The organism is Pseudomonas sp. NPDC089758, from assembly GCF_044748705.1.
GTDB classification, from domain to species: Bacteria; Pseudomonadota; Gammaproteobacteria; order Pseudomonadales; family Pseudomonadaceae; genus Aquipseudomonas; species Aquipseudomonas putida_X.
In genome coordinates this window covers 104,328-129,184 of record NZ_JBIVGN010000017.1, presented here as the reverse complement: position 1 = coordinate 129,184, position 24,857 = coordinate 104,328, and the positions used below count along the sequence as shown (strand labels likewise).

Annotated in this window: 23 protein-coding genes; 19 read left to right on the top strand and 4 right to left on the bottom strand. The window is 61.5% G+C overall.

Going from position 1 to position 24,857, the window contains the following annotated elements; translation table 11 throughout:
- Positions 1-181: 181 nt before the first annotated feature.
- On the bottom strand, positions 182-1,402 hold the full coding sequence (locus ACIPZH_RS21295) for a CaiB/BaiF CoA-transferase family protein (RefSeq protein ID WP_349975527.1): 1,221 nt from the start codon (positions 1,400-1,402) through the stop codon (positions 182-184).
- Positions 1,403-1,416: 14 nt separating this feature from the next.
- On the bottom strand, positions 1,417-2,598 hold the full coding sequence (locus ACIPZH_RS21290) for an acyl-CoA dehydrogenase (protein ID WP_241806766.1): 1,182 nt from the start codon (positions 2,596-2,598) through the stop codon (positions 1,417-1,419).
- A 161-nt stretch (positions 2,599-2,759) separates the two neighbouring features.
- Here ACIPZH_RS21290 and ACIPZH_RS21285 point away from each other — a divergent pair, with 161 nt between their 5' ends.
- The 10 genes from ACIPZH_RS21285 to ACIPZH_RS21240 all read left to right on the top strand — a co-directional run bounded on the left by ACIPZH_RS21285 (position 2,760) and on the right by ACIPZH_RS21240 (position 12,556).
- Positions 2,760-3,668 (top strand): transcriptional regulator GcvA, encoded by a 909-nt coding sequence (locus ACIPZH_RS21285; RefSeq protein WP_241806767.1) that lies wholly within the window; start codon positions 2,760-2,762, stop codon positions 3,666-3,668.
- A gap of 409 nt (positions 3,669-4,077) precedes the next feature.
- The gene (locus tag ACIPZH_RS21280) at positions 4,078-5,199 is read left to right on the top strand and encodes a Re/Si-specific NAD(P)(+) transhydrogenase subunit alpha (protein ID WP_039604735.1); all 1,122 of its coding nucleotides are present in this window, start codon (positions 4,078-4,080) and stop codon (positions 5,197-5,199) included.
- A gap of 11 nt (positions 5,200-5,210) precedes the next feature.
- Positions 5,211-5,525 carry an NAD(P) transhydrogenase subunit alpha gene (locus ACIPZH_RS21275; RefSeq protein ID WP_012316824.1) on the top strand — a complete coding sequence of 105 codons (315 nt, stop codon included), beginning with the start codon at positions 5,211-5,213 and terminating at the stop codon, positions 5,523-5,525.
- Positions 5,526-5,527: 2 nt separating this feature from the next.
- On the top strand, positions 5,528-6,964 hold the full coding sequence (locus ACIPZH_RS21270) for an NAD(P)(+) transhydrogenase (Re/Si-specific) subunit beta (RefSeq protein WP_400637704.1): 1,437 nt from the start codon (positions 5,528-5,530) through the stop codon (positions 6,962-6,964).
- A gap of 188 nt (positions 6,965-7,152) precedes the next feature.
- Positions 7,153-8,646 (top strand): acetyl-CoA hydrolase/transferase family protein, encoded by a 1,494-nt coding sequence (locus ACIPZH_RS21265; protein ID WP_241806769.1) that lies wholly within the window; start codon positions 7,153-7,155, stop codon positions 8,644-8,646.
- A gap of 374 nt (positions 8,647-9,020) precedes the next feature.
- Positions 9,021-9,236 carry a DUF1127 domain-containing protein gene (locus tag ACIPZH_RS21260; RefSeq protein WP_241806771.1) on the top strand — a complete coding sequence of 72 codons (216 nt, stop codon included), beginning with the start codon at positions 9,021-9,023 and terminating at the stop codon, positions 9,234-9,236.
- A gap of 314 nt (positions 9,237-9,550) precedes the next feature.
- Complete coding sequence (locus ACIPZH_RS21255) at positions 9,551-9,868, top strand: DUF2388 domain-containing protein (protein WP_241806772.1); 318 nt, start codon at positions 9,551-9,553, stop codon at positions 9,866-9,868.
- Positions 9,869-9,951: 83 nt separating this feature from the next.
- Positions 9,952-10,296 (top strand): DUF2388 domain-containing protein, encoded by a 345-nt coding sequence (locus ACIPZH_RS21250; protein WP_400623902.1) that lies wholly within the window; start codon positions 9,952-9,954, stop codon positions 10,294-10,296.
- Positions 10,281-10,601: a DUF2388 domain-containing protein gene (locus ACIPZH_RS21245; RefSeq protein ID WP_225779918.1), complete on the top strand. Its 321-nt coding sequence runs from the start codon at positions 10,281-10,283 to the stop codon at positions 10,599-10,601. Before ACIPZH_RS21250 ends, ACIPZH_RS21245 begins: the two co-directional genes overlap by 16 nt.
- Complete coding sequence (locus ACIPZH_RS21240) at positions 10,598-12,556, top strand: DUF4105 domain-containing protein (RefSeq protein ID WP_400637702.1); 1,959 nt, start codon at positions 10,598-10,600, stop codon at positions 12,554-12,556. Before ACIPZH_RS21245 ends, ACIPZH_RS21240 begins: the two co-directional genes overlap by 4 nt.
- Before the next feature lie 104 nt (positions 12,557-12,660).
- Here the strand turns inward: ACIPZH_RS21240 and ACIPZH_RS21235 are convergent, their stop codons facing one another.
- Positions 12,661-13,062 carry a GFA family protein gene (locus ACIPZH_RS21235; protein WP_400637701.1) on the bottom strand — a complete coding sequence of 134 codons (402 nt, stop codon included), beginning with the start codon at positions 13,060-13,062 and terminating at the stop codon, positions 12,661-12,663.
- Positions 13,063-13,329: 267 nt separating this feature from the next.
- On the opposite strand from ACIPZH_RS21235, the gene ACIPZH_RS21230 reads away from it, so the two are divergent.
- The 9 genes from ACIPZH_RS21230 to ACIPZH_RS21190 all read left to right on the top strand — a co-directional run bounded on the left by ACIPZH_RS21230 (position 13,330) and on the right by ACIPZH_RS21190 (position 23,527).
- Positions 13,330-14,637, top strand: a complete 1,308-nt coding sequence (locus tag ACIPZH_RS21230; RefSeq protein WP_400637700.1) for a CitMHS family transporter — start codon at positions 13,330-13,332, stop codon at positions 14,635-14,637.
- Positions 14,638-14,710: 73 nt separating this feature from the next.
- The gene (locus ACIPZH_RS21225; RefSeq protein ID WP_241806777.1) at positions 14,711-15,481 is read left to right on the top strand and encodes a TerC family protein; all 771 of its coding nucleotides are present in this window, start codon (positions 14,711-14,713) and stop codon (positions 15,479-15,481) included.
- Between the two features lie 229 nt (positions 15,482-15,710).
- Complete coding sequence (locus tag ACIPZH_RS21220; protein WP_400637698.1) at positions 15,711-17,369, top strand: Na/Pi cotransporter family protein; 1,659 nt, start codon at positions 15,711-15,713, stop codon at positions 17,367-17,369.
- 30 nt (positions 17,370-17,399) lie between these two features.
- Positions 17,400-18,806: a M16 family metallopeptidase gene (locus ACIPZH_RS21215; RefSeq protein WP_400637696.1), complete on the top strand. Its 1,407-nt coding sequence runs from the start codon at positions 17,400-17,402 to the stop codon at positions 18,804-18,806.
- A 90-nt stretch (positions 18,807-18,896) separates the two neighbouring features.
- Entirely contained in the window at positions 18,897-19,922 is a 1,026-nt protein-coding gene (locus ACIPZH_RS21210) for a DUF5924 family protein (RefSeq protein ID WP_400623919.1), read from the top strand.
- 121 nt (positions 19,923-20,043) lie between these two features.
- Positions 20,044-21,177 (top strand): ABC transporter permease, encoded by a 1,134-nt coding sequence (locus ACIPZH_RS21205; RefSeq protein ID WP_267819644.1) that lies wholly within the window; start codon positions 20,044-20,046, stop codon positions 21,175-21,177.
- The gene (locus ACIPZH_RS21200) at positions 21,174-21,965 is read left to right on the top strand and encodes an ATP-binding cassette domain-containing protein (RefSeq protein ID WP_241806782.1); all 792 of its coding nucleotides are present in this window, start codon (positions 21,174-21,176) and stop codon (positions 21,963-21,965) included. Before ACIPZH_RS21205 ends, ACIPZH_RS21200 begins: the two co-directional genes overlap by 4 nt.
- Positions 21,966-21,968: 3 nt before the next feature.
- Positions 21,969-22,907 (top strand): MlaD family protein, encoded by a 939-nt coding sequence (locus tag ACIPZH_RS21195; RefSeq protein WP_400637695.1) that lies wholly within the window; start codon positions 21,969-21,971, stop codon positions 22,905-22,907.
- On the top strand, positions 22,904-23,527 hold the full coding sequence (locus tag ACIPZH_RS21190; RefSeq protein WP_400637693.1) for an ABC-type transport auxiliary lipoprotein family protein: 624 nt from the start codon (positions 22,904-22,906) through the stop codon (positions 23,525-23,527). The genes ACIPZH_RS21195 and ACIPZH_RS21190 overlap by 4 nt, the downstream gene beginning before the upstream one ends.
- Here the strand turns inward: ACIPZH_RS21190 and ACIPZH_RS21185 are convergent.
- Positions 23,509-24,738 (bottom strand): nucleoside recognition domain-containing protein, encoded by a 1,230-nt coding sequence (locus tag ACIPZH_RS21185; protein ID WP_400637692.1) that lies wholly within the window; start codon positions 24,736-24,738, stop codon positions 23,509-23,511. The two genes, ACIPZH_RS21190 and ACIPZH_RS21185, sit on opposite strands and share 19 nt — an antisense overlap.
- Positions 24,739-24,857: the final 119 nt, after the last annotated feature.

Below are 24,857 nucleotides of genomic sequence, written 5' to 3'. Positions count from 1 at the left end.
CTGGATTAAGCAACTCATTGAATTTCAAGGAGTTTCTCGTTCCGACTACGCTGGAAGTGGGGCGCATTATAAGGGGATTCGAGAACGCGTCAAGGTTTAAATCCAACAAACTTCACCATCGCTGAAAAGCCAAGCGGGGAGGCCTGTCGGCCTCCCCGCTTTTCATCACCTATATATAGCCTCAGACCACACCAGCACTGCGCAAACGCCCCAGCGCATCGCCATCCAACCCCAGCACATCCCCAAGAACCGCCTCCGTATGCTCACCCAACAACGGCGGCGCACGACGATACTCAACAGGCGTTTCCGATAACCTGATAGGGCTGGCCACCTGCGGCACACTCCCAGCCAAGGCATGCGGCATGCTCACTGCCAGGCCGCGAGCAAGCACCTGCGGATCCTGGAACATCTGCGCCAGATCATTGATCGGCCCACAGGGTACGCCCGCAGCCTCCAACTGGCTCACCCACTCCGCCGTTGTCTTGAACACTGTGGCCTGGCGAATCAAGGGAATCAGCTGCGACCGATTGGCCACCCGCAGTTTGTTGGTTGCGAAACGTGGGTCATCAGCCCATTGAGGCTGACCAGCCACCTCGGCGAACTTGCGGAACTGGCCATCGTTGCCCACGGTGAGAATGAAGTCGCCATCTGCGGTCGGGAAATCCTGATAAGGCACAATATTAGGATGTGCATTGCCCAGCCGGCGAGGCGCGTTGCCGGTAGTGAGATAGTTCATCGCCTGGTTGGCCAGGCATGCTACCTGCACATCCAGCAAGGCCATATCGATGTGCTGCCCAACCCCAGTCTGGTCGCGATGGGCAAGGGCCGCCAGTATGGCCACGGTCGAATACAGCCCAGTCAGAATATCGGTAAGCGCTACCCCCACTTTCACAGGCCCGGCACCTTCCTCACCATCCGGGCGCCCGGTCAGGCTCATCAGCCCGCCCAGCCCCTGGATCATGAAGTCATAGCCGGCGCGCTTCGCGTAGGGCCCGGTCTGACCGAAGCCAGTGATCGAGCAATAGATAAGCTTGGGATTCACCGACTTCAGGCTCGCGTAATCCAGCCCATAGGCAGCCAACCCGCCAACCTTGAAGTTTTCGATGACGATGTCCGACTTCGCAGCCAGCTCACGCACCAGGCGCTGCCCCTCCGGCTGCGTAAAGTCGATAGTCACCGAACGCTTGTTGCGGTTGGCCGACAAGTAGTAAGCCGCCTCGCTGGTGTTCTCGCCTTGTGCATCCTTGAGGAAGGGCGGCCCCCAGGCGCGGGTATCGTCGCCGCAGCCTGGGCGCTCGACCTTGATCACATCGGCGCCCAGGTCAGCCAGAATCTGACCGGACCAAGGCCCAGCCAGCACACGGGAGAGATCCAGCACCCGCAGATGAGATAGCGCGCCCATGGCCCGGCTCCTTATCAATAGAAGGCCTGGATGCCGGTTTGCGCGCGCCCCAGAATCAGCGCGTGTACGTCATGGGTTCCCTCGTAGGTGTTGACCACCTCAAGATTGACCAGATGACGCGCAACACCGAACTCGTCGGAAATACCATTACCACCCAGCATGTCACGGGCCATACGCGCAATCTCCAGCGACTTGCCGCACGAGTTGCGCTTCATGATCGAAGTGATTTCCACCGCAGCGGTGCCCTCGTCCTTCATCCGTCCCAAACGCAGGCAGCCTTGCAGGCCCAAGGTGATTTCGGTCTGCATGTCGGCCAATTTCTTCTGGATGAGCTGGTTGGCAGCCAACGGGCGACCGAACTGCTGACGGTCCAGGGTGTACTGGCGAGCGGTGTGCCAGCAGGCTTCAGCCGCGCCCAGAGCCCCCCAGGAAATACCATAACGGGCAGAGTTCAAGCAGGTGAACGGACCTTTGAGGCCACGCACCTCGGGGAAGATGTTTTCCTCTGGCACGAACACATTGTCCATCACGATTTCGCCGGTGATCGACGCGCGCAGGCCGACCTTGCCGTGGATTGCCGGCGCACTGAGGCCCTGCCAACCCTTTTCAAGGACAAAGCCTCGGATATCCCCCGCGTCATCCTTGGCCCAGACCACGAACACATCGGCGATCGGGCTGTTGGTGATCCACATCTTGCTGCCGCTCAGGCGATAGCCACCGTCCACTTTCTTCGCACGAGTGATCATCGAGCCCGGGTCGGAGCCATGGTTAGGTTCGGTCAAGCCAAAGCAACCGATCCACTCGCCGCTGGCGAGCTTGGGCAGGTACTTCTGTTTTTGCGCCTCGGTACCGAATTCGTTGATCGGCACCATCACCAGTGAAGACTGCACACTCATCATCGAGCGATAGCCGGAGTCGATACGTTCCACTTCCCGGGCAATCAGCCCGTAGCACACGTAGTTGAGGCCACTCCCGCCATATTGCTCGGGAATGGTTGCGCCCAGCAGTCCGACCTCACCCATTTCGCGAAAGATAGCGGGGTCGGTCTGCTCATGGCGGAACGCCTCCAGCACCCGCGGTGCCAGCTTGTCCTGGGCGAACTGATAGGCGCTGTCACGAACCATGCGCTCTTCTTCAGTGAGCTGCTGGTCCAGCAGCAGCGGGTCGATCCAGTTGAAGCTTGCTTTACCGGCCATGAACGAAATCCTCGAAATAGGGGAGCAGATTCTTGTGCCTTTGATCCTAGGCCTGATCTACAACGAGGACAAACGAGGATTGCGCACGCATTAGTGATAATTTGTCACTCCGAGAAGCTAAAAACCCAGTCTCGCAAACACTATGAGTGAGGTTGCCGTACATGCGCCGCAAGATCCCCAGTACCACCGCACTGGTCTGCTTCGAAGCGGCAGCGCGCCACGAGAGCTTTACCAAGGCTGCTCAGGAGCTTGCGCTGACCCAGGGCGCCGTCTGTCGCCAGATCGGCGGCCTTGAAGCGTTTCTCAACGTAGAGCTGTTCCGGCGTTCGCGGCGCGGCGTCAAGCTGACCGAGGCGGGACTGTCCTATAGCCGCCAGGTTGCCGCCCAGCTGGATGCAGTAGAGCGCGACACCTTGTCGGTAATGCGCCAGCAAGGTGCCAACGTGATCGAACTGGCCGTGGTGCCGACCTTCGGCACCCAATGGCTGCTGCCTCGGCTCAAGGACTTCCAGCAGCGACACCCGGACGTCACCGTCAACCTGACCAACCGCACACGGCCATTCCTGTTTGCCGACACGGCGTTCGATGCCGCTATCTATTTTGGCGATGGCGACTGGTCAGGCACGCACGCCCACCGCCTGATGGGCGAAAACCCGGTACCTGTGTGCAGCCCGGCCTTGCTGGACGGCCACGGCATGCTCGACGCGACGCGTATCGCCAACCTACCGCTGCTGCAGCAGACCACCCGGCCTTACGCCTGGCGCCAGTGGTTCAACGGTTTGGGCATGAACGTTTCCGGCGATATGACAGGTCCGCGCTATGAACTGTTCTCCATGCTGGCCCAGGCTGCAATCCACCAGATGGGCATCGCGCTGATACCACCATTCTTGATCCAGCGGGAGCTGGAGGAAGGCAGGCTGGTGGTCGCTAACAGATACGCCCTGTCCAGCGACAAGGCCTATTATCTGATGATTCCCGAACGCAAGGCCGAGTCGGCATCGCTGCGGGCATTCCGTGATTGGCTTCTGGCGCAGGCACAGCACTACATCGCCCCTTCCCTACCTTTGTAGTCAATTATTTTGAACACCTACAGATGTATGTTTTTGTCGCATATAAGCAAACTGTTCAGGTGAATCGAAAAGCCTCAACAAAACCGTTAAACACGCGGCTTTCAGAGGGTTTTACGACATTCGCGAGTCCATCTGCGAAATCAATGCAAAAAAATTCAAAAAATCCCCTAATCTGCCAATAGCCCATGCTTGACGGGCTGCGGCCCACTCGTTGCGACATACGGTCACAGGGTGACTTGTAGTTTTAACTTCGTTTCGCTCCAGAACCGGTTGAAGGGCCTTGGGTTCGTCTGCAAAATGCTCCGCCCGCCCTGGATTCGGCGGGCTGGCGCCCAATAGCCAAACCCGCGCACCACCCGAAGTGCGCTGGCTTCATAAAGACAAAAAGGTCACCGCAGGAGAAATAGTCGTGCACATTGGTGTTCCTCTCGAGACGCAGACCGGTGAGACAAGGGTCGCTGCGACCCCGGAAACCATCAAGAAACTGATTGGCCAGGGCCATCAGGTCACCGTCCAACGGGGGGCAGGGCTCAATGCCAGCATTCCGGACAGTGCCTATGAGGCTGTGGGTGCTTCCCTGGGAAGCGCAGCCGATGCCTACGGCGCCCAACTGGTTCTCAAGGTGGTCGGCCCCAACGACCAAGAGCTGGCCCTGATCAACAGCGGCAGCCTTCTGGTGGGCATGCTCAACCCCTTCAACAACGAGCTGATCGGCAAGATGGCAGAGCGCGGTATCACTGCCTTCGCCCTGGAAGCCGCGCCGCGTACATCGCGGGCCCAGAGCCTGGACGTGCTGTCGTCCCAGGCCAACATCGCCGGTTACAAGGCCGTGCTACTGGCTGCCCATCACTACCCGCGCTTCATGCCCATGCTGATGACCGCCGCCGGTACTGTGAAAGCCGCGCGCGTGCTGATCCTGGGTGCTGGCGTCGCCGGCCTGCAAGCCATTGCCACCGCCAAGCGCCTGGGCGCAGTCATCGAGGCGTCCGACGTACGCCCGGCGGTCAAGGAGCAGATCGAGTCGCTGGGCGCCAAGTTCATCGACGTGCCCTACGAGACCGATGAGGAACGCGAGTGCGCAGAAGGCGTCGGCGGCTATGCCCGGCCGATGCCGGCCAGCTGGATGCAGCGTCAGGCCCAGGCCGTGCATGAGCGGGCCAAACAGGCCGACATCGTCATCACTACGGCGCTCATCCCTGGCCGCAAGGCTCCGACGCTGCTCAGCGCCGAAACCGTGGCGCAGATGAAGCCAGGCTCGGTGGTCATCGACCTGGCCGCTGCCCAAGGCGGCAACTGCCCGCTGACTGTCGCCGACCAGGTCGTGATGGAAAACGGCGTGACCATCGTCGGCCCGACCAACCTGCCGGCCCAGGTGGCGGCAGATGCCTCGGCACTGTATGCACGCAACCTGCTGGATTTCATGAAGCTGCTGTTCGACAAGGACGGTGCGCTGGTCATCAACCTCGAAGACGACATCGTCGCCGCGTGCCTCATGTGCCGCGACGGCCAGGTCGTGCGCAAGAACGGCTAAGGAGCACGACAATGGAAGACATGCTGATTTCCCACGGCATCTACAACCTGATCATCTTCGTGCTGGCCATCTACATCGGCTATCACGTGGTCTGGAACGTGACCCCGGCACTGCACACGCCCCTGATGGCGGTCACCAACGCCATCTCGGCCATCGTCATCGTCGGCGCCATGCTGGCTGCCGCGCTGACCGTGACCCCGGCCGGCAAACTGATGGGCACCCTGGCGGTGGCCCTGGCTGCAGTCAACGTGTTCGGTGGCTTCCTGGTCACCCGTCGCATGCTTGAGATGTTCAAGAAGAAAACCAAGAACGAGGCGCAGAAGTAAGCATGAGCATGAATCTGGTAACGCTCCTCTATCTCGTCGCCTCGGTCTGTTTCATTCAGGCACTCAAGGGCCTGTCGCACCCGACCACGTCGCGGCGCGGCAACCTGTTCGGCATGATCGGCATGGGGATCGCGATCCTCACCACGGTTGGCCTCATCTATAAGCTTGGGGCAGAGCTGGCAACTGCCGGCATCGGTTATGTCATCGTCGGCCTGCTGGTCGGCGGTACTGCCGGTTCGATCATGGCCAAGCGCGTGGAGATGACCAAGATGCCGGAGCTGGTCGCCTTCATGCACAGCATGATCGGCCTGGCGGCGGTATTCATTGCCATCGCGGCAGTACTCGAACCGCAATCGATGGGCATTGTCGCTAGCATCAGCGACCCGATCCCCACCGGTAACCGCCTGGAGCTGTTCCTTGGCGCTGCCATCGGTGCAATCACCTTCTCAGGCTCCGTGATCGCGTTCGGCAAGCTGTCGGGCAAGTACAAGTTCCGCCTTTTCCAAGGCGCACCGGTACAGTTCGCCGGCCAGCACAAGCTGAACCTGATTCTGGGCCTGACCACGATTGCCCTGGGCCTGCTGTTCACCTTCACCGGCCACTACAGCGCCTTCACCCTGATGCTGGTCCTGGCCTTCATCATGGGTGTGCTGATCATTATCCCGATCGGCGGTGCAGACATGCCGGTGGTGGTGTCGATGCTCAACAGCTATTCGGGTTGGGCGGCAGCCGGTATCGGCTTCTCGCTGAACAACTCGATGCTGATCATCGCCGGGTCCCTGGTGGGCTCCAGCGGTGCGATCCTCTCGTACATCATGTGCAAAGCGATGAATCGCTCGTTCTTCAACGTCATCCTTGGCGGCTTCGGCGGGGATGTCGATGCCGGCGCGGCGCAAGGCTCGAAAGAGCAACGCCCAGTGAAGTCTGGCTCGGCAGATGACGCGACCTTCCTGCTGAGTAACGCCGACACGGTGATCATCGTACCCGGCTACGGACTGGCGGTAGCCCGTGCCCAGCACGCGCTCAAGGAACTGACCGAGAAGCTGACCCAAAACGGGGTGACCGTGAAGTACGCCATCCACCCAGTGGCAGGGCGCATGCCCGGGCATATGAACGTACTGCTGGCCGAGGCCGAAGTGCCTTACGACCAGGTGTTCGAGATGGAAGACATCAACGCCGAGTTCGGCCAGGCCGACGTCGTGTTGGTGCTTGGCGCCAACGACGTGGTCAACCCGGCGGCGAAGAACGATCCAAAGTCGCCGATTGCGGGCATGCCGATCCTGGAGGCGTACAAAGCCAAGACCGTCATCGTCAACAAACGCTCCATGGCCAGCGGCTACGCCGGCCTGGACAACGAACTGTTCTACCTGGACAAGACCATGATGGTATTCGGTGACGCGAAGAAGGTCATCGAGGATATGGTCAAAGCCGTCGAGTAACCCCGCTTCCACCAACCAGTGGAACATGAAGAAGCCCCGGCGAGTCCCCTCCCGGGGCTTCTGCATTTTGCTGATCCAGATCAATGGCTCTATTCCCGGGCGCCTCATACGACCATGGTCGTGGGACGGCGCCGGGGTAAATCTCTAGACTGCCCGGCAGTAGCTTCAGTAGCCCGAGATAACAATCCATGTACCGTGATCGTATCCGCTTGTCCTCCCTGCACAGCAAGGTAATGAGTGCGGCTGATGCCGCTGGCCTGATCGAGGACGGCATGACCGTCGGCATGAGCGGTTTCACCCGCGCCGGCGAAGCCAAGGCCGTACCGCATGCCTTGGCCGAACGCGCCAAGCTGTCGCCTCTGAAAATCAGCCTGATGACCGGCGCCAGCCTGGGCAATGACCTGGACAAGCAGTTGACCGAGGCCGGCGTGCTGGCGCGCCGCATGCCATTCCAGGTCGACAGCACCCTGCGCAAAGCCATCAACGACGGTCAGGTGATGTTCATCGACCAGCACCTGTCGGAAACCGTAGAGCAGCTGCGCAATCAGCAGCTCAAATTGCCGGACATCGCGGTAATCGAAGCGGTGGCCATCACCGAACAAGGCCACATCGTGCCGACCACCTCGGTGGGCAACTCGGCGAGCTTCGCGATCTTCGCCAAGCAGGTGATTGTCGAGATCAACCTGTCGCACAACGCCAACCTCGAAGGCCTGCACGACATCTATATCCCGACCTATCGCCCGACCCGCACGCCGATCCCGCTGGTGAAAGTGGATGATCGCATCGGCAGCACCGCGATCCCGATCGACCCCGCCAAGATCGTCGGCATCGTCATCAGCGACCAGCCAGATTCGCCGTCCACGGTGCTGCCGCCGGACGACGAAACCCAGGCCATCGCCGACCACCTGATCAACTTCCTCAAGAAAGAAGTGGATGCAGGCCGCATGACCAACAGGCTCGGCCCACTGCAGGCCGGTATCGGCAGCATCGCCAACGCGGTGATGTGTGGCCTGATCGAGTCGCCGTTCGAAGACCTGACCATGTACTCCGAAGTGCTTCAGGACTCGACCTTCGACCTGATCGACGCTGGCAAGCTGAGTTTTGCCTCAGGCAGCTCCATCACCCTGTCGGGCCGTCGCAATGCCGACGTATTCGGCAACCTGGAGCGCTACAAGGACAAACTGGTCCTGCGCCCGCAGGAGATCTCCAACCACCCTGAGGTCGTGCGCCGCCTGGGCATCATCGGCATCAACACCGCCCTGGAGTTCGACATCTACGGCAACGTCAACTCCACGCACGTCTGTGGCACCCGGATGATGAACGGTATCGGTGGCTCCGGCGATTTCGCCCGTAATGCTCACCTGGCCGTATTCGTCACCAAGTCGATCGCAAAAGGCGGCGCGATCTCCAGCGTTGTACCTATGGTGAGCCATGTCGACCACACCGAACACGATGTGGACATCCTGGTGACTGAGCAGGGGCTGGCAGACCTGAGGGGCCTCGCGCCGCGGGAGCGGGCACGGGCGATCATCGATAACTGTGTCCACCCGGATTACCGTGCGGCGTTGAACGACTATTTCGATCGCGCTTGCCTGCGGGGCGGCCATACCCCGCATATCCTGCGTGAAGCGCTGAGCTGGCACGAAAATCTGGAAGAAAGTGGGCGCATGCTCGCCAGCTGATCTGTAGCAGCGGCCAGCCTCTGCCATTGGCCGCCACGCGTTTCCCATCCCCAGCGATACTGTGAGGGCTGCTCTGCAGCCCTTTCGCGCCTAGTCGATTCAGCAAGGCACTCACCAAGCTACAAAACTGTACTACTGTACCGGTAATTCCTCTCCGCTCCGCCTGAGCAAACCCATCCAAATCTCAAAAAAGCACCAAAATAGTGCTGACCAGTACAGTTGCGCCTGTTTCGAGTGCAACAGTAGGGTTACACAGTTAACTGAACCATCGTTATGCAGCAGAACTGTATCTACTGTTATGGACAGCAAAGGAGGATCATTGGCATCAGTTAAACCACTCCCTAGTCCCGCCATAAGCGGAAGGATGAAACATCATGGAACGTACCCTCAGTTCCGGTCTCGTTTTTGAAAACAACGCCCAGCAAACCCACGCTTCCCTGCCGCTGCGCGCGCTCTCTACCCTGCTGCTGTGGCAGCGCCGCATGGCCAGCCGTCGTCAACTGGCTCGCCTGGATGCCCGCCTGCTGGCAGATGCCGGTATCAGCGAGTCGCAGCGTTACGAAGAGCTGAGCAAGCCGTTCTGGCGCTAAGCCCCGGCTCGCCGGCTGCGGCCGGCACCGCGAATTTCCAAACCCGTTGCAGGAAACTGCAGCGGGTTTTTTTATGAGTTTGCCCAGGGGTTCAACCAAGGCGCTGCCGTCAGCAACAAGAACAGTTTTATGGATTAAAAAAATAACCATAACAGTTTGCTTGTGCGCCGTTCATTAACATCCATTCATTCCGGCGCGTGATACGCTTGACTGGGCGGTCTGATAAAAACCAGATGCTCAAATCCACCGTGACGGACGAACCGTGTGAGCGTCTCAAGCAGATCTATCCGAACCTTCCCCAGGAGTGCACGACCATGACCCGTAAATACCTGATTGGCGCAGCCCTGCTGCTCGGCCTGGCCGGCACTGCCCACGCCACCAGCTTCATTGTCACTACTGACGCAGTCGTTGGCGCGGTTGCCGCCTCCACCGACGCCACCTCCGATGTGTCTTCGTCGTTCCGCGATGACAAGATCGTGCAGGCCGCTCGCGACGATGCGGCCAGCTACGTGGGCAGCCAGGGCGCTATTCGCGGCGCCAAGCTCGAAAGCGCTTTGCTGCACATCCGCTCGAACATGCCAGCCCTGCAGGCCAGCGATGCGCAGTTGGCTCAGGCCATCCTGGCGCTCTGACCTGCTACAGCCCACATGCGCTGGCCCTGGCCGGTACTTGTGGGCTAGCCTTCGACGTTCCTGTTCCTGTCGTAAGAAAGCCAATGCGTTATCTGTTGCCGCTACTGTTCTGCGTAGTCACCATGGGCAGTGCCCATGCCATGGACACCACCACGCAAGGCCTGGTCATCACAGGCTACGTCACCAGCCAGGTCACGACTGCCCCATTCGACCGCAAGCTGGTCAGGCAGGCTCGCGATGATGCCGCAGCCTTCGTCGCCAGCGACGGCCTGATTCACGGAGCACGCCTGGAAGCAGCGTTCAAGTCGCTACGACACGACGACATTCGTCAATCTGTCGGCGACCGTGAACTGGCAGAAGCAATTCTCGTCCAATCACTAAATCTGACTCCCTGTATTTCCGGAGATGCTCCATGCGTAAACCGCTGATCGCCGCTACCCTCGGCATGTTGCTGCTGGCCGACCTGGCCCAGGCACAAACTCTGGTGGCCACCAGCAACATCATCGTGCGAGCCTTCGGCCGCTCGATCGACTTCACCTCTGACACCACCACCTCGATCCGCGACTCCAAGGTCGTGCGTGAAGCCCATGACGACGCTGCAAGCTTCGTCGCCAGCAACGGTGATATTCGTGGCGCCCAGCTTGAGGCCGCTTTCAACACCCTGCGCGAACGCGTGCCTGAAGCGCGCGACGCCAGCGACCAGGTGCTGGCCGAAGCCATCCTGGCGCTGTGAACCGCGTACGTGCCTGGTTGCTCGGCTGCGCCCTGACGCTGCTGGGCACGCCCGCCCTGGCTGACCTGCAGCTCGAGCTGCAGGCAGCCGGCTTGACCCCACAGCAGGCTCAAGCCACCCACACCCTGCTTGATGAGGCTTTGGCCAAGCTCCCTCCCCGCTTCAAGCAACAGCTCAACCGGCGCGTCGAGGTCAGCTGGAGCGACAACATGCCAGCTGACGCCTACGGCCAGGCCTCCTTGGTCTCGACCCTGCAGCTCAACCGGCGCCTGCTGCCCAGCCTGGCGGACGGCAGTGCCGCCAAAGAGCGTACCAACCGCCCGCATGGCACGGTGCGTGAGGAGTTGCTGGCTACAGTCCTGCACGAACTTACCCACATATACGACCGAGCCCGGCTCTGGCCCAGTGCTGAACACTCGCTGATCGCCCGCTGCAAACGCCAGCAAGGCACCGTGGGTAAGGTCGGCCTGCCCGAGCAGTGTCGCGGCCAGGCCGAGCGCCGCTTTACCCTGAGCGATGACCCGCGCCTGCTCGACCTGGCCGGCTGGCCGCAATACGTCGGCCGCCGCGGTGAGCGCGAACAGCACAATGGCCAGTTCCTGCGCAGCCCCGACAGCTATGAGCTGAGCAGCCCCAAGGAATACATCGCGGTCAACATGGAGTACTTCCTCCTGGACCCGAGCTATGGCTGCCGTCGGCCAGCGCTCAATCAGTACCTGACTGATCATTTCGGCTGGGCGCCCAAGCAGACAACGTGCGCCAAGGGATTGCCATTCCTCAACGCCGGCAGCGACTTCGCCCGCCAGCCGTTGGGCGAAATCGACCCAGAGCGGGTCTACGAGGTGGACTTTCTCCTGGCCGAGGCCAACCAGAACCTGGTAAGCCGCTGGGGCCACAGCATGTTGCGCCTGGTGATCTGCAAACCCGGCCGCCCAAGGGGGCCAGACTGCCGGCTGGACCTCGACCAGCACCTGGTGCTCTCCTACCGGGCCTTCGTCAACGACGTTCAACTGTCCAGCTGGGATGGCCTGGTTGGAGCCTATCCGTCAAGACTGTTCGTGCTACCGCTGGCCCAGGTGATCGACGAATACACCAAGACCGAACTGCGCAGCCTGGCGTCGGTACCGTTGAAGCTCAACCGCGACGAAGTAGAAAACCTGGTACGCCAGGCCGCGGAGATGCACTGGAGTTATGACGGCAACTACTGGTTCCTGTCCAACAACTGTGCGGTAGAGTCCTTGAAACTGTTGCGCAGCGGCACCGCCAATCCGCGCCTGAACGACCTGGACAGCATCATGCCCAACGGTTTGCTCGCCGTATTGAAAGGTCGCGGACTGGCCGATACCAGCGTGCTCGACGACCCGCGCGAAGCCTTGCGCCTGGGCTACCGTTTCGACTCCTATCGCGACCGCTACCAGGCGATGTTCGATGTGCTGAAGAAACAGCTGCCAGTCAAGCAGGACAAGGTCGAGGACTGGCTGGCCCAGGACGCCGAACAACGCCGCGGCTGGTTCTCGCAAGCCGACCTGCGCACCAGCGCCGCCTTGCTGCTGCTGGAGCAGGCCAGCCTGCGCCGCCAACTGCTGCTGGCTCAGGATGAAGTGAAACAGCGCTATCTGAATGCGGCCGCGCTGAAAGACGGCAGTGTCAACAAGGCCGACCAGACACTCAAACAGATGCTCGCCAACAGTGGCTTCCTCAGCCGCCCGGCCGAACTGCTGGATACCAAGGGATACGGGCTGCCGCAGCCGGATGAGCGCGAGCATCTGGAGAAAGTCAGTAGTGAACGGCAGTCGCAGTTGCTGCGTTTGAGCACTGACCTCGACAGAGAAGTCAGGGCTCTGCTGGAGCCTTCGCGGGCCAAGGAAATTGCAGCGGTCGAGGCCAATGTGAAGCAGATCGGTGAACACCTGCGGGCGCTGCACAAGGCAGCAGGCGGCCTGCAACTACCTTGATCGCCCTTCTGGCCCTATCCCCGGCAAGGCGGCTCCCCCAGCGTGCACCATGGGTCATGTATGAGGGCCAATTGCCGGCGACAGGGTAGTAATGCGTCCATACGCTAGGGTTTTTCCTCTTGCTCCTCAGGCAAACCTTCATCCACATGCAGCCAAGGTAACCGGCTCCCGGTCCAGATGTGCCGCGTGGGCCGCACCCGTTCCGGGTGGTCCAGCGTCGCTACCGTCACATCGATGCTGCCCGGGCTATGCGACGTCACCAATGCCACATGTGCACCACAATCACCACAGAAGTAGCGCTTGCAACTGGCCGGTGCCATATAGCACTGCGGCCTGCCCGCCACCCATTGGAAACCGGAGCGCGGCACGGTGAGCCAGGTCACCAGCAGGCCCCCGCTGACCCGCCGGCAGATCGAACAATGGCAATGGGCGATATCGGTCAACTCACCCTTCAAGCAATAGCGCAAGGCGCCGCAATGGCAGCCACCTTCAGTTACATCAGACATCTCCTACCTCCCGTCGCCCTTTTTCTGGCGAAAGCTGGCTGAAAGCTTGCACCCATAGGATAGCCACCACTACCGGCACAAGACCGGTCAGCCAGGGCACCCGGACTATTCCGCGCCCGGCCCAATCAACAACAACAATGGTGATTCTGATGTATTCCTGTGCCCGCCCTTTCGCAGTACCCCTCCGCTTGCTCCCCGTGCAGCGCTTGACGCGCTGATTCGCCCCGATCGACTTTCCTTTCGCCGCGCCACGCCTGGAGTATTGCCATGCTGACCTTCCTCGGCTTTGCCATGGTCATCACCTTCATGTACCTGATCATGACCAAGCGCCTGTCGGCCTTGATCGCACTGATCCTGGTACCGATCCTGTTCGCCCTGTTCGGTGGTTTTTCCGCCAAGATCGGCCCGATGATGCTCGAAGGCATCAGCAAGCTCGCGCCCACAGGCGTCATGCTGATGTTCGCCATCCTTTACTTCGCCCTGATGATCGACTCCGGCCTGTTCGACCCGGCGGTGCGCAAGATCCTCAAGCTGGTCAAGGGCGACCCGCTGAAAGTCTCGGTCGGCACCGCTGTCCTGGCCCTGGTGGTCTCGCTGGACGGTGACGGCGCCACCACCTACATGATCTGCTGCGCCGCCATGCTGCCCCTGTATAGCCGCCTGGGCATGAGCCCGCGGATCATGGCCGGCTTGATCATACTCGCCGGTGGGGTCATGAACATGACCCCATGGGGCGGCCCCACTGCCCGCGCAGCCAGTGCCCTGCACGTAGACCCGTCGGACATTTTCGTACCGATGATCCCGGCCATGGTCTTCGGCGTGATGGCGATCCTCGCCATCGCCTACATGTACGGCAAGCGTGAGCGTGCCCGCCTGGGTGAGCTGCACCTGCCTACCGACGACATCGATCACAGCGAAATCACCGTGTCGCAGTTCCCCGACGCACGCCGGCCCAAGCTTCTGTGGTTCAACGGTGCGCTCACCGCCGCGCTGATGGCTGCACTGATCGCAGGCCTGCTGCCACTGCCGGTGCTGTTCATGATCGCCTTCAGCATCGCCATGATCGTCAACTACCCTTGCCTTCAGCAGCAGAAGGACCGTATCGCCGCCCACGCTGGCAGCGTGCTCGCCGTAACCGGGCTGATCTTCGCTGCAGGTATCTTCACCGGCATCCTGTCGGGCACCGGCATGGTCGAGGCCATGTCCAAAAGCTTGCTGGCGGTCATTCCCGAGGCGCTGGGCCCTTACCTGGCGGTGATCACCGCGATCGTGAGCATGCCGTTCACCTTCTTCATGTCCAATGACGCCTTCTATTACGGGGTGCTGCCAGTGCTGGCGGAAGCGGCCAGCCACTACGGCATCAGCCCGGTGGAAATGGCCCGCGCGTCGATCGTCGGTCAACCGGTACACCTGCTGAGCCCGCTGGTACCCTCGACCTACCTGCTGGTGGCGCTGGCAGGCATCGAATTCGGTGATCATCAGCGCTTCACCCTCAAGTGGGCAGTACTGGTGTGCATGTGCATAATGCTCGCCGCACTGCTGATGGGCATTTTTCCGCTGTTCAGCAGTCTTTAAATAAACGCCTGTCACCGCAACGCGAAGTGCCCTGTGCTAGGGCGCTTCGCCACTATCGTTCGAAGGAATACACATGGAATGGCTGACCAGCCCGGAAATCTGGGTTGCCTTTTTCACCCTCACTGCGCTTGAGATCGTTCTCGGTATCGACAACATCATCATGATCTCGATTCTGGTCAGCCGCATGCCCAAGCACATGCAGGCGCGCACCCGAATCTTCGGCCTGGCCCTGGCCATGGTCACCCGCATCTTGCTGCTGCTATCGATCACCTGGGTCATGCGCCTGACGGCCGACCTTTTCGTGGTATTCGGCCAAGGCATCTCGGGCCGCGACCTGATTCTGTTCTGTGGCGGCCTGTTCCTGCTGTGGAAAAGTTCCCAGGAGATCTACCACGGCCTGGAAGGTGAGGACGAAAGCGGTGAGGAGCCCAAGGGCAAGGGCGGCACCTTCCTCTTCACAATCATTCAGATCGCCATCATCGACATCGTGTTCTCCCTGGACTCGGTGATCACCGCTGTCGGCATGGTTTCGCATGTGCCGGTGATGGTCGCGGCAATCATCGTTGCAGTACTGGTGATGATGCTGTGCGCCGGTGCCATCAGCAATTTCATCGACAAGCACCCTTCGCTGAAGATGCTCGCACTTTCGTTCCTGATCGTTGTGGGTACCGTGCTGATCGCCGAATCTTTCGATGTACATGTGCCCAAGGGCTATGTCTACTTCGCCATGGCGTTCTCCCTTGGGGTGGAGGCCATCAACATCCGCATGCGCACCGCCATGGCGCGCAAGCGCGGCAAGGAGCAGGACGCAGTGAAATTGCGCAAGGACATTCCCGGTCAGTAAGCACCGCGAACGCAATAGTCGGGGGCCCTCATCAGGGCCCTTTTTTCATGCCTTGGGTTTCATGACAGGCAGGTTTCAAATGCTGGCCGCGCATGCCAAGCTGGCGACAGGTCCGCAAAACAACTAAAGCTAGAGTAAGCACTGGATAAAAACACCCACCCCCGGGCCAGGCTTACCGCTTCACCCATTGGCTCCGCCTTTGGAGCCCGGATAAGAGGGGGGCTACACCATGCTGACCCTGCTCAACCTGCTTTCCGCCGTCGCGTTGCTGGTATGGGGCACGCACATCGTGCGAACCGGCATCCTGAGAGTGTTCGGCTCCAACCTGCGCCGGGTTCTGAGCCAGAACATGGACCGGCGGCCATTGGCGTTCATCGCCGGCATCCTGGTCACGGCCGTGGTACAAAGCAGCAACGCCACCGCCATGCTGGTGACGTCATTCGTCGGCCAGGGTTTGATGGCCATGACCCCGGCCTTGGCCATCATGCTCGGTGCAGACGTCGGCACCGCACTGATGGCCAGGGTGCTCACCCTGGACCTTTCCTGGCTCTCACCACTGCTGGTGTTCCTGGGCGTGATCTTTTTCCTGTCGCGCAAGCAGACGCGTGCAGGCCAACTGGGCCGGGTAGGCATCGGCCTGGGCCTGATCATTCTGGCGCTGCAGCTGATCGTTCAGGCGGCCACCCCGATCACCCAGGCTCAGGGTGTGAAGGTACTGTTCGCCTCACTGACCGGGGACATTCTGCTCGATGCTTTGGTTGGCGCGGTGTTCGCCATGGTGTCGTACTCCAGCCTGGCGGCAGTGCTACTGACCGCCACCCTGGCCGGCGCTGAGCTGATCAGCCTGCCGGTGGCCATCGGCCTGGTGGTCGGTGCCAACATCGGCAGCGGGCTGCTGGCGTTTCTCAGCACCAGCATGCAGAACGCCGCGGGCCGGCGGGTGGCCTTGGGCAGCCTTTTGTACAAGCTGATCGGGCTGGTACTGATCATACCGGTGCTGCACCCACTGGTGGCGTGGATGGACTCGCTCAGCTTCAGCCCCCAGGAGCTGGTGATCGGCTTCCACCTGCTCTACAACACACTGCGTTGTCTGATCCTGCTGCCCACCGTCAAGCCCATGGGGCGCCTGTGCAACGCCTTGTTGCCAGAGCGCGAGAACGGTAACGGCCAAGTGCGCCCACGCCATCTGGACGCCTCGGCGCTCACAACGCCCAGCCTGGCCTTGGCCAACGCTGCCCGCGAGACCTTGCGCCTGGGCGATATCGTCGACAGCCTGCTCGAGGCCATGCTCAACGCTCTGCGCGGCACCCAGGCCGCCCTGCCACAGCAGGTCCGCGCCCTGGGCGAAGACGCCGAAGCGTTGTACAGCGCCATAAAACTGTACCTGGCCCAAATGCCTCGGGAAGACCTCAGCGATCAGGACAACAGGCGCTGGGCCGAAATCATCGAACTGGCGATCAACCTCAAGCTGGCCTGTGACCTGGTCGAGCGCATGCTGCGCAAGGTCCAACAGCAGAAGACCAGCCAACGCCGGGAGTTTTCCCAGGTCGGCCTGCAGGAGCTCACCGGCCTGCAAGAGCAATTGCTGACCAACCTGCGCTTGGGCCTTTCGGTCTTTCTCAGCGCGGACCCAGAGAGCGCGCGCTTGCTGTTGCGGGAAAAACGCCGCTTCCGTGCCCAGGAAAGGCGCCTGGCCCATGCCCATGTCAGTCGTCTGCAACGCAAGGTGGTGCAAAGTATCGAGACCAGTTCGCTACACTTGGAGCTGATCGCGGACATGAAGCGGTTGAACTCTTTGTTCTGCAGCAGTGCCTATGTGGTACTGGGTGGCTCGGACACTGGCGGGCTATTGCTCGACAGCGTGCCGGACGAAGCCCGCCTACCCTGATCTCGCCTACCTGGAGACCCAAGCTCGCCCATGCGTTGCCTGACCTTCGTTTGCCTGTTGATCTGTAGCCTGCATTCATTCGCCCTCGATCGCTCGCGTGTCGAGGGCTACCTGCTGCCCAACGGTCTGCAGGTTATCCTTAAATCCGGCTACGAACGCGATCATGTGGCGATCCGCCTGGTGGTAGGTGTGGGCCTGGACGACTTCGACTGCGAGCAGAAAGAGTTGCCGCACCTGCTCGAGCACTTGCTGTTCAGCGGCATCGACGAGACCGGAGAGGGCGGCCTGGAAGAGCGCCTGCAGGCTTTGGGTGGCGAATGGAACGCCTTCACCAGCAGCGCCGACACCACCTTCGTCATCGAGGCCCCGGCGCGCAACCAGCGCAAGGTGCTGGACCTGCTCCTGGCGGTAGTGCGTGACACCCGCATCGACGCCAAGGCCCTGGCCACGGCCAAGCGCATCATCGAACGTGAAGACGGTGGCCACTATGGTCACCTGCAACGCTGGCTCGACCGCCAGGACATCGGCCATCCGGCCAGCGATCAGTTGGCGACCGAGCTGGGCCTCAAATGCCCGGAACGCTCCAACCTCGATGACATGACACTGGAGCAGGTACAAGCACTGCGTGATCGCTGGTACGCCGCCAACAACATGACCCTGATCATGGTGGGCGGCCTCGATCGGCTGCTGCCGGCCTACCTGGAGCGCACCTACGGCGAGCTGCCGGCCACCGAGCCGCAAGAGCGGCGCAACCTGGATAGCATCCGCCAGCAGGCCGAACAGCGGCGCGACCTGACCCGGGGTTTTCTGGGCGACAGCGTCAAACTGCACTGGCTATTCATCGAGCCGGTACTGGACAACGACCACCAGTCGACACTCGACCTGCTCTCACGCTATCTGGACTGGGCCCTGTACGACCAAATGCGCCTGCGTCACGGCCTTTCCTACGGGCCTTCGGTACAACGCGAAAGCTTTGGTGACAGCGGCCTGCTCAGCTTGAACGCTGACCTTGAGCGCGACGACGTCGACGAGGCCGTCAAGGTGATGCAGAAACTGCTCGACCACTTGCGTGAGGAAGGCCTCGACCCGGATATATTCGCCCGCATCAAGGAGGCCGCCGTCGCCAAGGAAAGCTGGAGTACCCAGGGCAACAGCGCGCTTGCCGATTACTACTGGGGGGCACTCAACGCCTACAGCAACGGGCGCTTTGCCGACCCCGCCCGGCAGCTGCGACAGGTCAGCCTGGACCAGGCCAATGAAGCGTTGAAGGCATTGCTCAAGGACGAGGGTTACCTGCGCATCGAGAAGCCGTTGCTTGGGTATGACGAGCTGTACGGGCTGATTGCGTTGGGGCTTGGCGTGATCCTGGCCGCCGGGCTACTGCGTCGCCGGCGTACTTCACCGCAACCACCGAGCGGTGCTACACGGCAGCGGTGATTCGGCGGTATCCTTTCGACAGTACCGGCCGCTTCGCGGGTTTACCCGCGACGGGGCGGCACAGTCACCCTATCACTCTGTTGTATACCCATGCCCCCTATTCCCCATATCGTTCAGCGCGTCATCGAACTGCTCAAACGCTACCCCGGCATCATCGCGCTCGGCGGTTTTCTCTCCGGTATCGGCAGCTTCATTCTGGTCGACCGTCAGGCCAGCCTGGCCAGCTGGATCGCCATTCTCATGCTGGTCAGCTGGATCTGGCTGATGCTGGAAAACACCCTGACAGGCCTGTTCGCCCGCACCTTCAACCGGGAAATTCCTCAGCCGCTGCTGCGCTACGCGACGCAGATGATCCACCAGGAAAGCCTGTTCTTCGTACTGCCGTTCTTTTTCATCACCACCACCTGGAACAGTGGCCAACTGGTGTTCACCGGCCTGCTCGGTGCAGCCGGGCTGGTTTCGATCGTCGACCCGCTGTACTACAAGTGGCTGGCACCGCGGCGCTGGCTGTTCATGGCGTTGCACACCCTCACCCTGTTCGCCGCACTGCTGACGGCACTGCCGATCATCCTGCACCTGACCACTGCACAAAGCTTCAAGCTGGCACTGGTCGCCGCCATGGTGCTGTCGTTCCCAAGCCTGGCCAGCAGTTTCCCGATCAACACCTGGCGCCGTGGCGTGGCGCTGGTGATGATGACCCTGGCGGTGGGCGGCGGCGGTTGGTTACTGCGCTCGTGGGTACCACCGGCCACCCTGTGGATGACCGAAGTGGCGGTCAGCACCGAGGTATCGAACCGCCAGCCCGGTGAATCGCTGGATGAAGTAGCCGCCAGCCGCATTCGCAGCAGCGGCCTTTATGCCTACACTGCCATCAACGCACCGCGCGGCCTCAACGAGCGCATTTACCATGTGTGGCAGAAGGATGGCAAAGAAGTGGACCGTATCGCCCTGGATATCCATGGCGGGCGCAAGGAGGGCTACCGCGCGTGGACCCACAAGCAGAACTTCCCGCCCAACCCTGCGGGTAAATGGCAAGTCCGCGTGCTGACCGAAGATGGGCAAGTGATCGGTGTGCTGCGTTTCAAGGTGGTAAACGACGCGCCGGCGAAGCAATAAGCGCTGCCGGGTGAGCCGACTTGCCAGCGATGGGCCGCAACGCGGCCCAACACTCAGCACATTCTCAACAAACCTCGCCATGCCTGCTGCGCTATGATCAGTCTCTACGCCTGTCAGATGCATGGAGCTTATGACCACCCCCAGCGCCACCCTGGATACCAGTAGCCAACCGGCCTGCCTGCGCATTGTCGGTGACTGGACCCTGGCTCACTACGCCAGCCTCAAGCGTGACAGCGAACGCCTGCGCACCCAGTACGGTGCCGATGCGGTAGCCGACCTCAGCCAACTGGGCCAGCTCGATACCGCCGGTGCCTCGCTGCTGGCTGAGCTGCTGGGCTCTGAGCGCCTGTCGCACTGCACTCAAGGGCTGCCCGATGCCAGCCGCGCCCTGCTCAAGAACGTCTACTGCTCGGTTCAGGACTACTGCATCCCGGTTAAGGAACCTGAGCGCCATGTACTGCTTCTGCTACTGGAGCGCATCGGCCGCGCGGTCAATACCTTGTGGCAAGACACCCTGCAGCTGCTCGGCTTCATCGGCCTGATCCTCGAAACCCTGCTGCGCCGGGCCCTGCAACCGCATCGCTGGCGGCTCACCCCGGTTGTCTCGCATATCGAGCAGACCGGCCTGGACGCCGCGCCCATCGTCGCGTTGCTGACGTTTCTGGTAGGCGCGGTGGTCGCCTTCCTCGGGGCGACCGTGCTGGCCGATTTCGGCGCAACCGTATTCACTGTCGACCTGGTGGCGTTCTCGTTCCTGCGCGAATTCGCCGTATTACTGACGGCCATCCTGATGGCCGGCCGCACAGCCAGTGCCTTCACTGCGCAGATCGGCTCGATGAAGGCCAACGAGGAAATCGACGCCATCCGAACCCTGGGCCTGAACCCGATCGAGCTGCTGGTCGTCCCCCGGGTGTTGGCGCTGCTGGTCTCGCTGCCGCTGCTGACCTTCGTCGCGATGATCTGCGGCATCGTCGGAGGGGCTGTCGTCTGCGCGCTTTCACTGGATATCTCGCCGGCCATGTTCCTCTCGCTGCTGCAAAGTGACATCGGTGTGCAGCACTTTCTCGTCGGCCTGGCCAAGGCACCCTTCTTTGCGTTCCTGATCGCGGCCATTGGCTGCCTGGAAGGCTTCAAGGTCAGTGGCAGCGCTGAGTCGGTAGGCGCCCACACCACCTCCAGCGTGGTTCAGTCGATCTTCGTGGTCATCGTACTGGATGCCGTGGCTGCATTGTTCTGCATGGAGATGGGCTGGTGAGTGAGCAGAAGGCAGTGATCCAGGCGCGGGGCATCTGCAACCGCTTCGGCAGCCAGAGCGTGCACGAGAACCTCGATCTGGACCTTTACCGCGGTGAAATCCTGGCCGTGGTTGGCGGTTCGGGCAGCGGCAAGTCGGTGCTGCTACGCAGCATCATAGGGCTAAGGCTACCGAATGAAGGCCAGATCAAGGTGTTTGACCAAGACCTGGCCGGCCTGCATGAAGAACAACGCTCATTGGTCGAACGACGCTTTGGCGTGCTGTTCCAGAAGGGAGCGCTGTTTTCCTCGCTGACCGTCACCGAGAACGTCGCGTTACCACTGATTGAGCATGCAGGCCTGTCGCGCGCCGATGCAGAACATCTGGCCGGGGTGAAGTTGGCCTTGGCCGGCCTGCCGATTTCCGCCGCAGACAAATACCCCTCTTCACTGTCTGGCGGCATGATCAAGCGCGCCGCACTGGCCCGTGCACTGGCCTTGGACCCGGACATCCTGTTCCTTGACGAACCCACTGCCGGCCTCGACCCAATCGGCGCTGCCGCCTTCGACCAGCTGATCCTCACGCTGCGCGATGCCCTGGGCCTGAGCGTGTTCCTCATTACCCACGATCTGGACACGCTCTACACCATCACTGACCGCATTGCGGTGCTGTCGCAGAAGAAGGTGCTGGTTGCAGGCCCGCTTGCCCAAGTCGAACAGACCGACGACCCGTGGATTCACGATTACTTTCACGGCCCACGCGGGCGGGCGGCTGAACAGGCCGCCAGCCGTGCCGGGCAGGAGCGCTGAACGATGGAAACCCGAGCTCATCACGTCCTCATCGGCCTGGTCACCGTGCTGGTGGTGGCCGGTGCCATGCTGTTTGGCCTGTGGCTGACCAAGTCCAGCGTCGACGACGCCTTCAAGGACTACGAAGTGATCTTCAACGAAGCCGTTTCAGGGTTGTCCCGCGGCAGCCCCGTGCAATACAACGGCATCAAGGTCGGTGACGTGACCAGCCTGCGCCTGGACCCCAAGGACCCGCGCCGGGTGCTGGCCCGGGTTCGCCTGAGCGGCGATACGCCGGTCAAGGAAGACACCCAGGCGAAACTTACCCTCGCCGGCGTCACCGGCAACTCATTCATCCAGCTCAGCGGCGGCACACCGAAAAGCCCCGAGCTCAAGGGAGAGACCGGCAAGTTGCCGGTGATCATCGCCTCGCCCTCGCCCATCTCGCAATTGCTCAATGACAGCAGCGACCTGGTAACCAACATCAACCTGCTGCTGCACAACGCCAACCAGATGTTTTCGGAAACCAATATCGACCGCCTGAGCAACACCCTGGCCAACCTGGAACAGACCACCCGTGCGTTCGCCAACCAAAAAGGTGGCATTTCCCAGGTCATGGATCAGCTGGCGCAGGTCGGCAAACAGGCCAGCGCCACGCTGGCCGAAACCCAAGCGCTGATGCGCAATGCCAACACCTTGCTCGGCACCCAGGGCAAGCAGGCCATCGGCAGCGCCGAGCAGGCCATGCAATCGCTGGCTGCCAGCACTGCGACCATCAACAGCCTGCTCAATGACAACCGTGAGTCCATCGACGACGGCGCGCAAGGCCTCAACCAGCTGACACCGGCCATTCGCGAACTGCGTGAAACCCTCAACTCACTCAAGGGCATTTCCCGGCGCCTGGAAGCTGACCCCAGCGGCTACCTGCTTGGCCGCGACAACAACAAGGAGTTCCAGCCATGAAGCTGTCGCTGCGCCTGCTGGCCCTGACGGCCGCGCTGAGCCTGTCTGCCGCCTGCTCGATACTGCCGCAGCAGGAGCCTGTGGATATCTACCGGCTTGCGGTCGACCAGCCCAGCCACAGTGCGACACCGGTGCCCTGGTCGTTACGCTTGAACAAGCCGCTGGCAAGCGAAGTGCTGGCCGGGCCACGTATCGCGGTGATCCCCGAGGGCAACGTGGTCAGCAGCTACAAAGGCGCCCGCTGGAGCGACCCGGTGCCGTTGCTCGTCCGCAACCGCCTGCTCGATGGCTTCCAGCGTGACGGGCGTGTGCAGCGCCTGAGCGCCGACGACAGCAACCTGCAGGCCGATTACGAACTGGCCGGTGAGCTGCAGGCGTTTCAGAGCGAGTACCAACCGAACGGTACGGTGGAGGTCGTGATCCGCTATGACGCGCGTCTGGTTCAGGGGCGCAGCCAGCGAATCCTAGCCAGCAAGCGCTTCGAGGTGCGTCAGCCGCTGGCAGATCCACAGGTTTCGGCCGTGGTGGCCGGCTTCGGCGCGGCCAACGATCGACTTGTCGCGCAGGTGGTGAACTGGACCGTTGCGCAAAGCGATCAGGCTCAGGCAAAGAACCAGTAGCAGACCAGGATGGCAGCAATGACACCGGACAGTTCGGCCAACAAGGCGCAACCGACTGCATGGCGTACGCGCTGGATGCCGACAGCGCCGAAATACACCGCCAGCACGTAGAACGTGGTTTCAGTGCTGCCCTGAACGGTGGCGGCTACCAGTGCCGGGAAGCTGTCCACGCCATGGGTCTGCATGGTCTCGATCAGCATCGCCCGCGCCGCACTGCCGGAGAACGGCTTGACCAATGCGGTTGGCAAGCCTTCGACGAAGCGGGTGTCCATGCCCATCCAGTTCACCACATGGCGAATGCCATCCAATGCCAGCTCCAGGGCACCGGAGGCGCGCAGCACACCAACGGCGACCAGCATGGCCACCAGGTAGGGCAACAGGCTCTTGGCCACGTCGAACCCTTCCTTGGCGCCTTCGACGAAAGCTTCATACACCTTCACCCGCTTCAGCGCGCCGATCACCAGGAACAGCATGATCACACCAAACAGTGTGAGATTGCCGAGTACGGATGAGAGGCTGGCCAGCGCCGCAGCCGACAGGGTACCGAGGAAGGCCATGAAGCCGCCCAGCAACAGCGCACCCGGGATCATGTAGGCGAGCACCACCGGGTCCCACAGGCGCAAGCGCTGCATCACCGCCACCGACAGCAGCCCGACCAGGGACGAAACGCTGGTCGCCAGCAGGATCGGCAGGAACACCAGGGTCGGGTCAGTAGCGCCCTGCTGGGCGCGGTACATGAAGATGGTCACCGGCAGCAGGGTCAGCGATGAGGCATTGAGCACCAGAAACAGGATCTGTGCATTGCTCGCGGTGGTGCTGCTGGGGTTGAGCTCCTGCAGGGCGCGCATGGCTTTCAGGCCGATAGGCGTAGCAGCGTTGTCCAGGCCCAGGCCGTTGGCAGCAAAGTTCATGGTGATCAGGCCCAGTGCCGGGTGCCCGGGCGGTACTTCTGGCATCAGCCGGGCGAATAGCGGGCCAAGCACTTTGGCCAGCCATTCCACGATACCCGCCTGTTCTGCGATCTTGAGGAAACCCAGCCAGAGGGTAAGGGTGCCGAACAGCAGGACCATGACTTCGACCGACAGCTTGGCCATGGCGAAGATGCTTTCGACCATCGCCGCAAAAATGCCGGCATTGCCGGCCAGCAGCCATTGGGCCAGGGCCGATACGGCCGCCACCAGGAAAAAGCCAAGCCAAAGGCCGTTCAGCATCCGTGTGTTCCCCCTGAAAAGTGCCTGAATGATAACGCACCGACGGCTGCTTTAGCCTGCGCTGGCCATATCGCCGGTTCGCTGACGATATGGACCAGACAGACAGCAAAAAGCCCCGA

Excerpts from the sequence above, each read along its gene's own strand:
- ACIPZH_RS21225 (WP_241806777.1), top strand. The coding sequence starts at position 14,711 with ATGGAATGGCTGACCAGCCCGGAAATCTGGGTTGCCTTTTTCACCCTC.
- ACIPZH_RS21205 (WP_267819644.1), top strand. The coding sequence starts at position 20,044 with ATGGAGCTTATGACCACCCCCAGCGCCACCCTGGATACCAGTAGCCAA.
- ACIPZH_RS21295 (WP_349975527.1), bottom strand. The coding sequence starts at position 1,402 with ATGGGCGCGCTATCTCATCTGCGGGTGCTGGATCTCTCCCGTGTGCTG.
- ACIPZH_RS21235 (WP_400637701.1), bottom strand. The coding sequence starts at position 13,062 with ATGTCTGATGTAACTGAAGGTGGCTGCCATTGCGGCGCCTTGCGCTAT.
- ACIPZH_RS21290 (WP_241806766.1), bottom strand. The coding sequence starts at position 2,598 with ATGGCCGGTAAAGCAAGCTTCAACTGGATCGACCCGCTGCTGCTGGAC.
- ACIPZH_RS21230 (WP_400637700.1), top strand. The coding sequence starts at position 13,330 with ATGCTGACCTTCCTCGGCTTTGCCATGGTCATCACCTTCATGTACCTG.
- ACIPZH_RS21245 (WP_225779918.1), top strand. The coding sequence starts at position 10,281 with ATGCGTAAACCGCTGATCGCCGCTACCCTCGGCATGTTGCTGCTGGCC.
- ACIPZH_RS21250 (WP_400623902.1), top strand. The coding sequence starts at position 9,952 with ATGCGTTATCTGTTGCCGCTACTGTTCTGCGTAGTCACCATGGGCAGT.
- ACIPZH_RS21255 (WP_241806772.1), top strand. The coding sequence starts at position 9,551 with ATGACCCGTAAATACCTGATTGGCGCAGCCCTGCTGCTCGGCCTGGCC.
- ACIPZH_RS21190 (WP_400637693.1), top strand. The coding sequence starts at position 22,904 with ATGAAGCTGTCGCTGCGCCTGCTGGCCCTGACGGCCGCGCTGAGCCTG.
- ACIPZH_RS21260 (WP_241806771.1), top strand. The coding sequence starts at position 9,021 with ATGGAACGTACCCTCAGTTCCGGTCTCGTTTTTGAAAACAACGCCCAG.
- ACIPZH_RS21210 (WP_400623919.1), top strand. The coding sequence starts at position 18,897 with ATGCCCCCTATTCCCCATATCGTTCAGCGCGTCATCGAACTGCTCAAA.
- ACIPZH_RS21275 (WP_012316824.1), top strand. The coding sequence starts at position 5,211 with ATGGAAGACATGCTGATTTCCCACGGCATCTACAACCTGATCATCTTC.
- ACIPZH_RS21195 (WP_400637695.1), top strand. The coding sequence starts at position 21,969 with ATGGAAACCCGAGCTCATCACGTCCTCATCGGCCTGGTCACCGTGCTG.
- ACIPZH_RS21220 (WP_400637698.1), top strand. The coding sequence starts at position 15,711 with ATGCTGACCCTGCTCAACCTGCTTTCCGCCGTCGCGTTGCTGGTATGG.
- ACIPZH_RS21270 (WP_400637704.1), top strand. The coding sequence starts at position 5,528 with ATGAGCATGAATCTGGTAACGCTCCTCTATCTCGTCGCCTCGGTCTGT.
- ACIPZH_RS21215 (WP_400637696.1), top strand. The coding sequence starts at position 17,400 with ATGCGTTGCCTGACCTTCGTTTGCCTGTTGATCTGTAGCCTGCATTCA.
- ACIPZH_RS21285 (WP_241806767.1), top strand. The coding sequence starts at position 2,760 with ATGCGCCGCAAGATCCCCAGTACCACCGCACTGGTCTGCTTCGAAGCG.
- ACIPZH_RS21265 (WP_241806769.1), top strand. The coding sequence starts at position 7,153 with ATGTACCGTGATCGTATCCGCTTGTCCTCCCTGCACAGCAAGGTAATG.
- ACIPZH_RS21185 (WP_400637692.1), bottom strand. The coding sequence starts at position 24,738 with ATGCTGAACGGCCTTTGGCTTGGCTTTTTCCTGGTGGCGGCCGTATCG.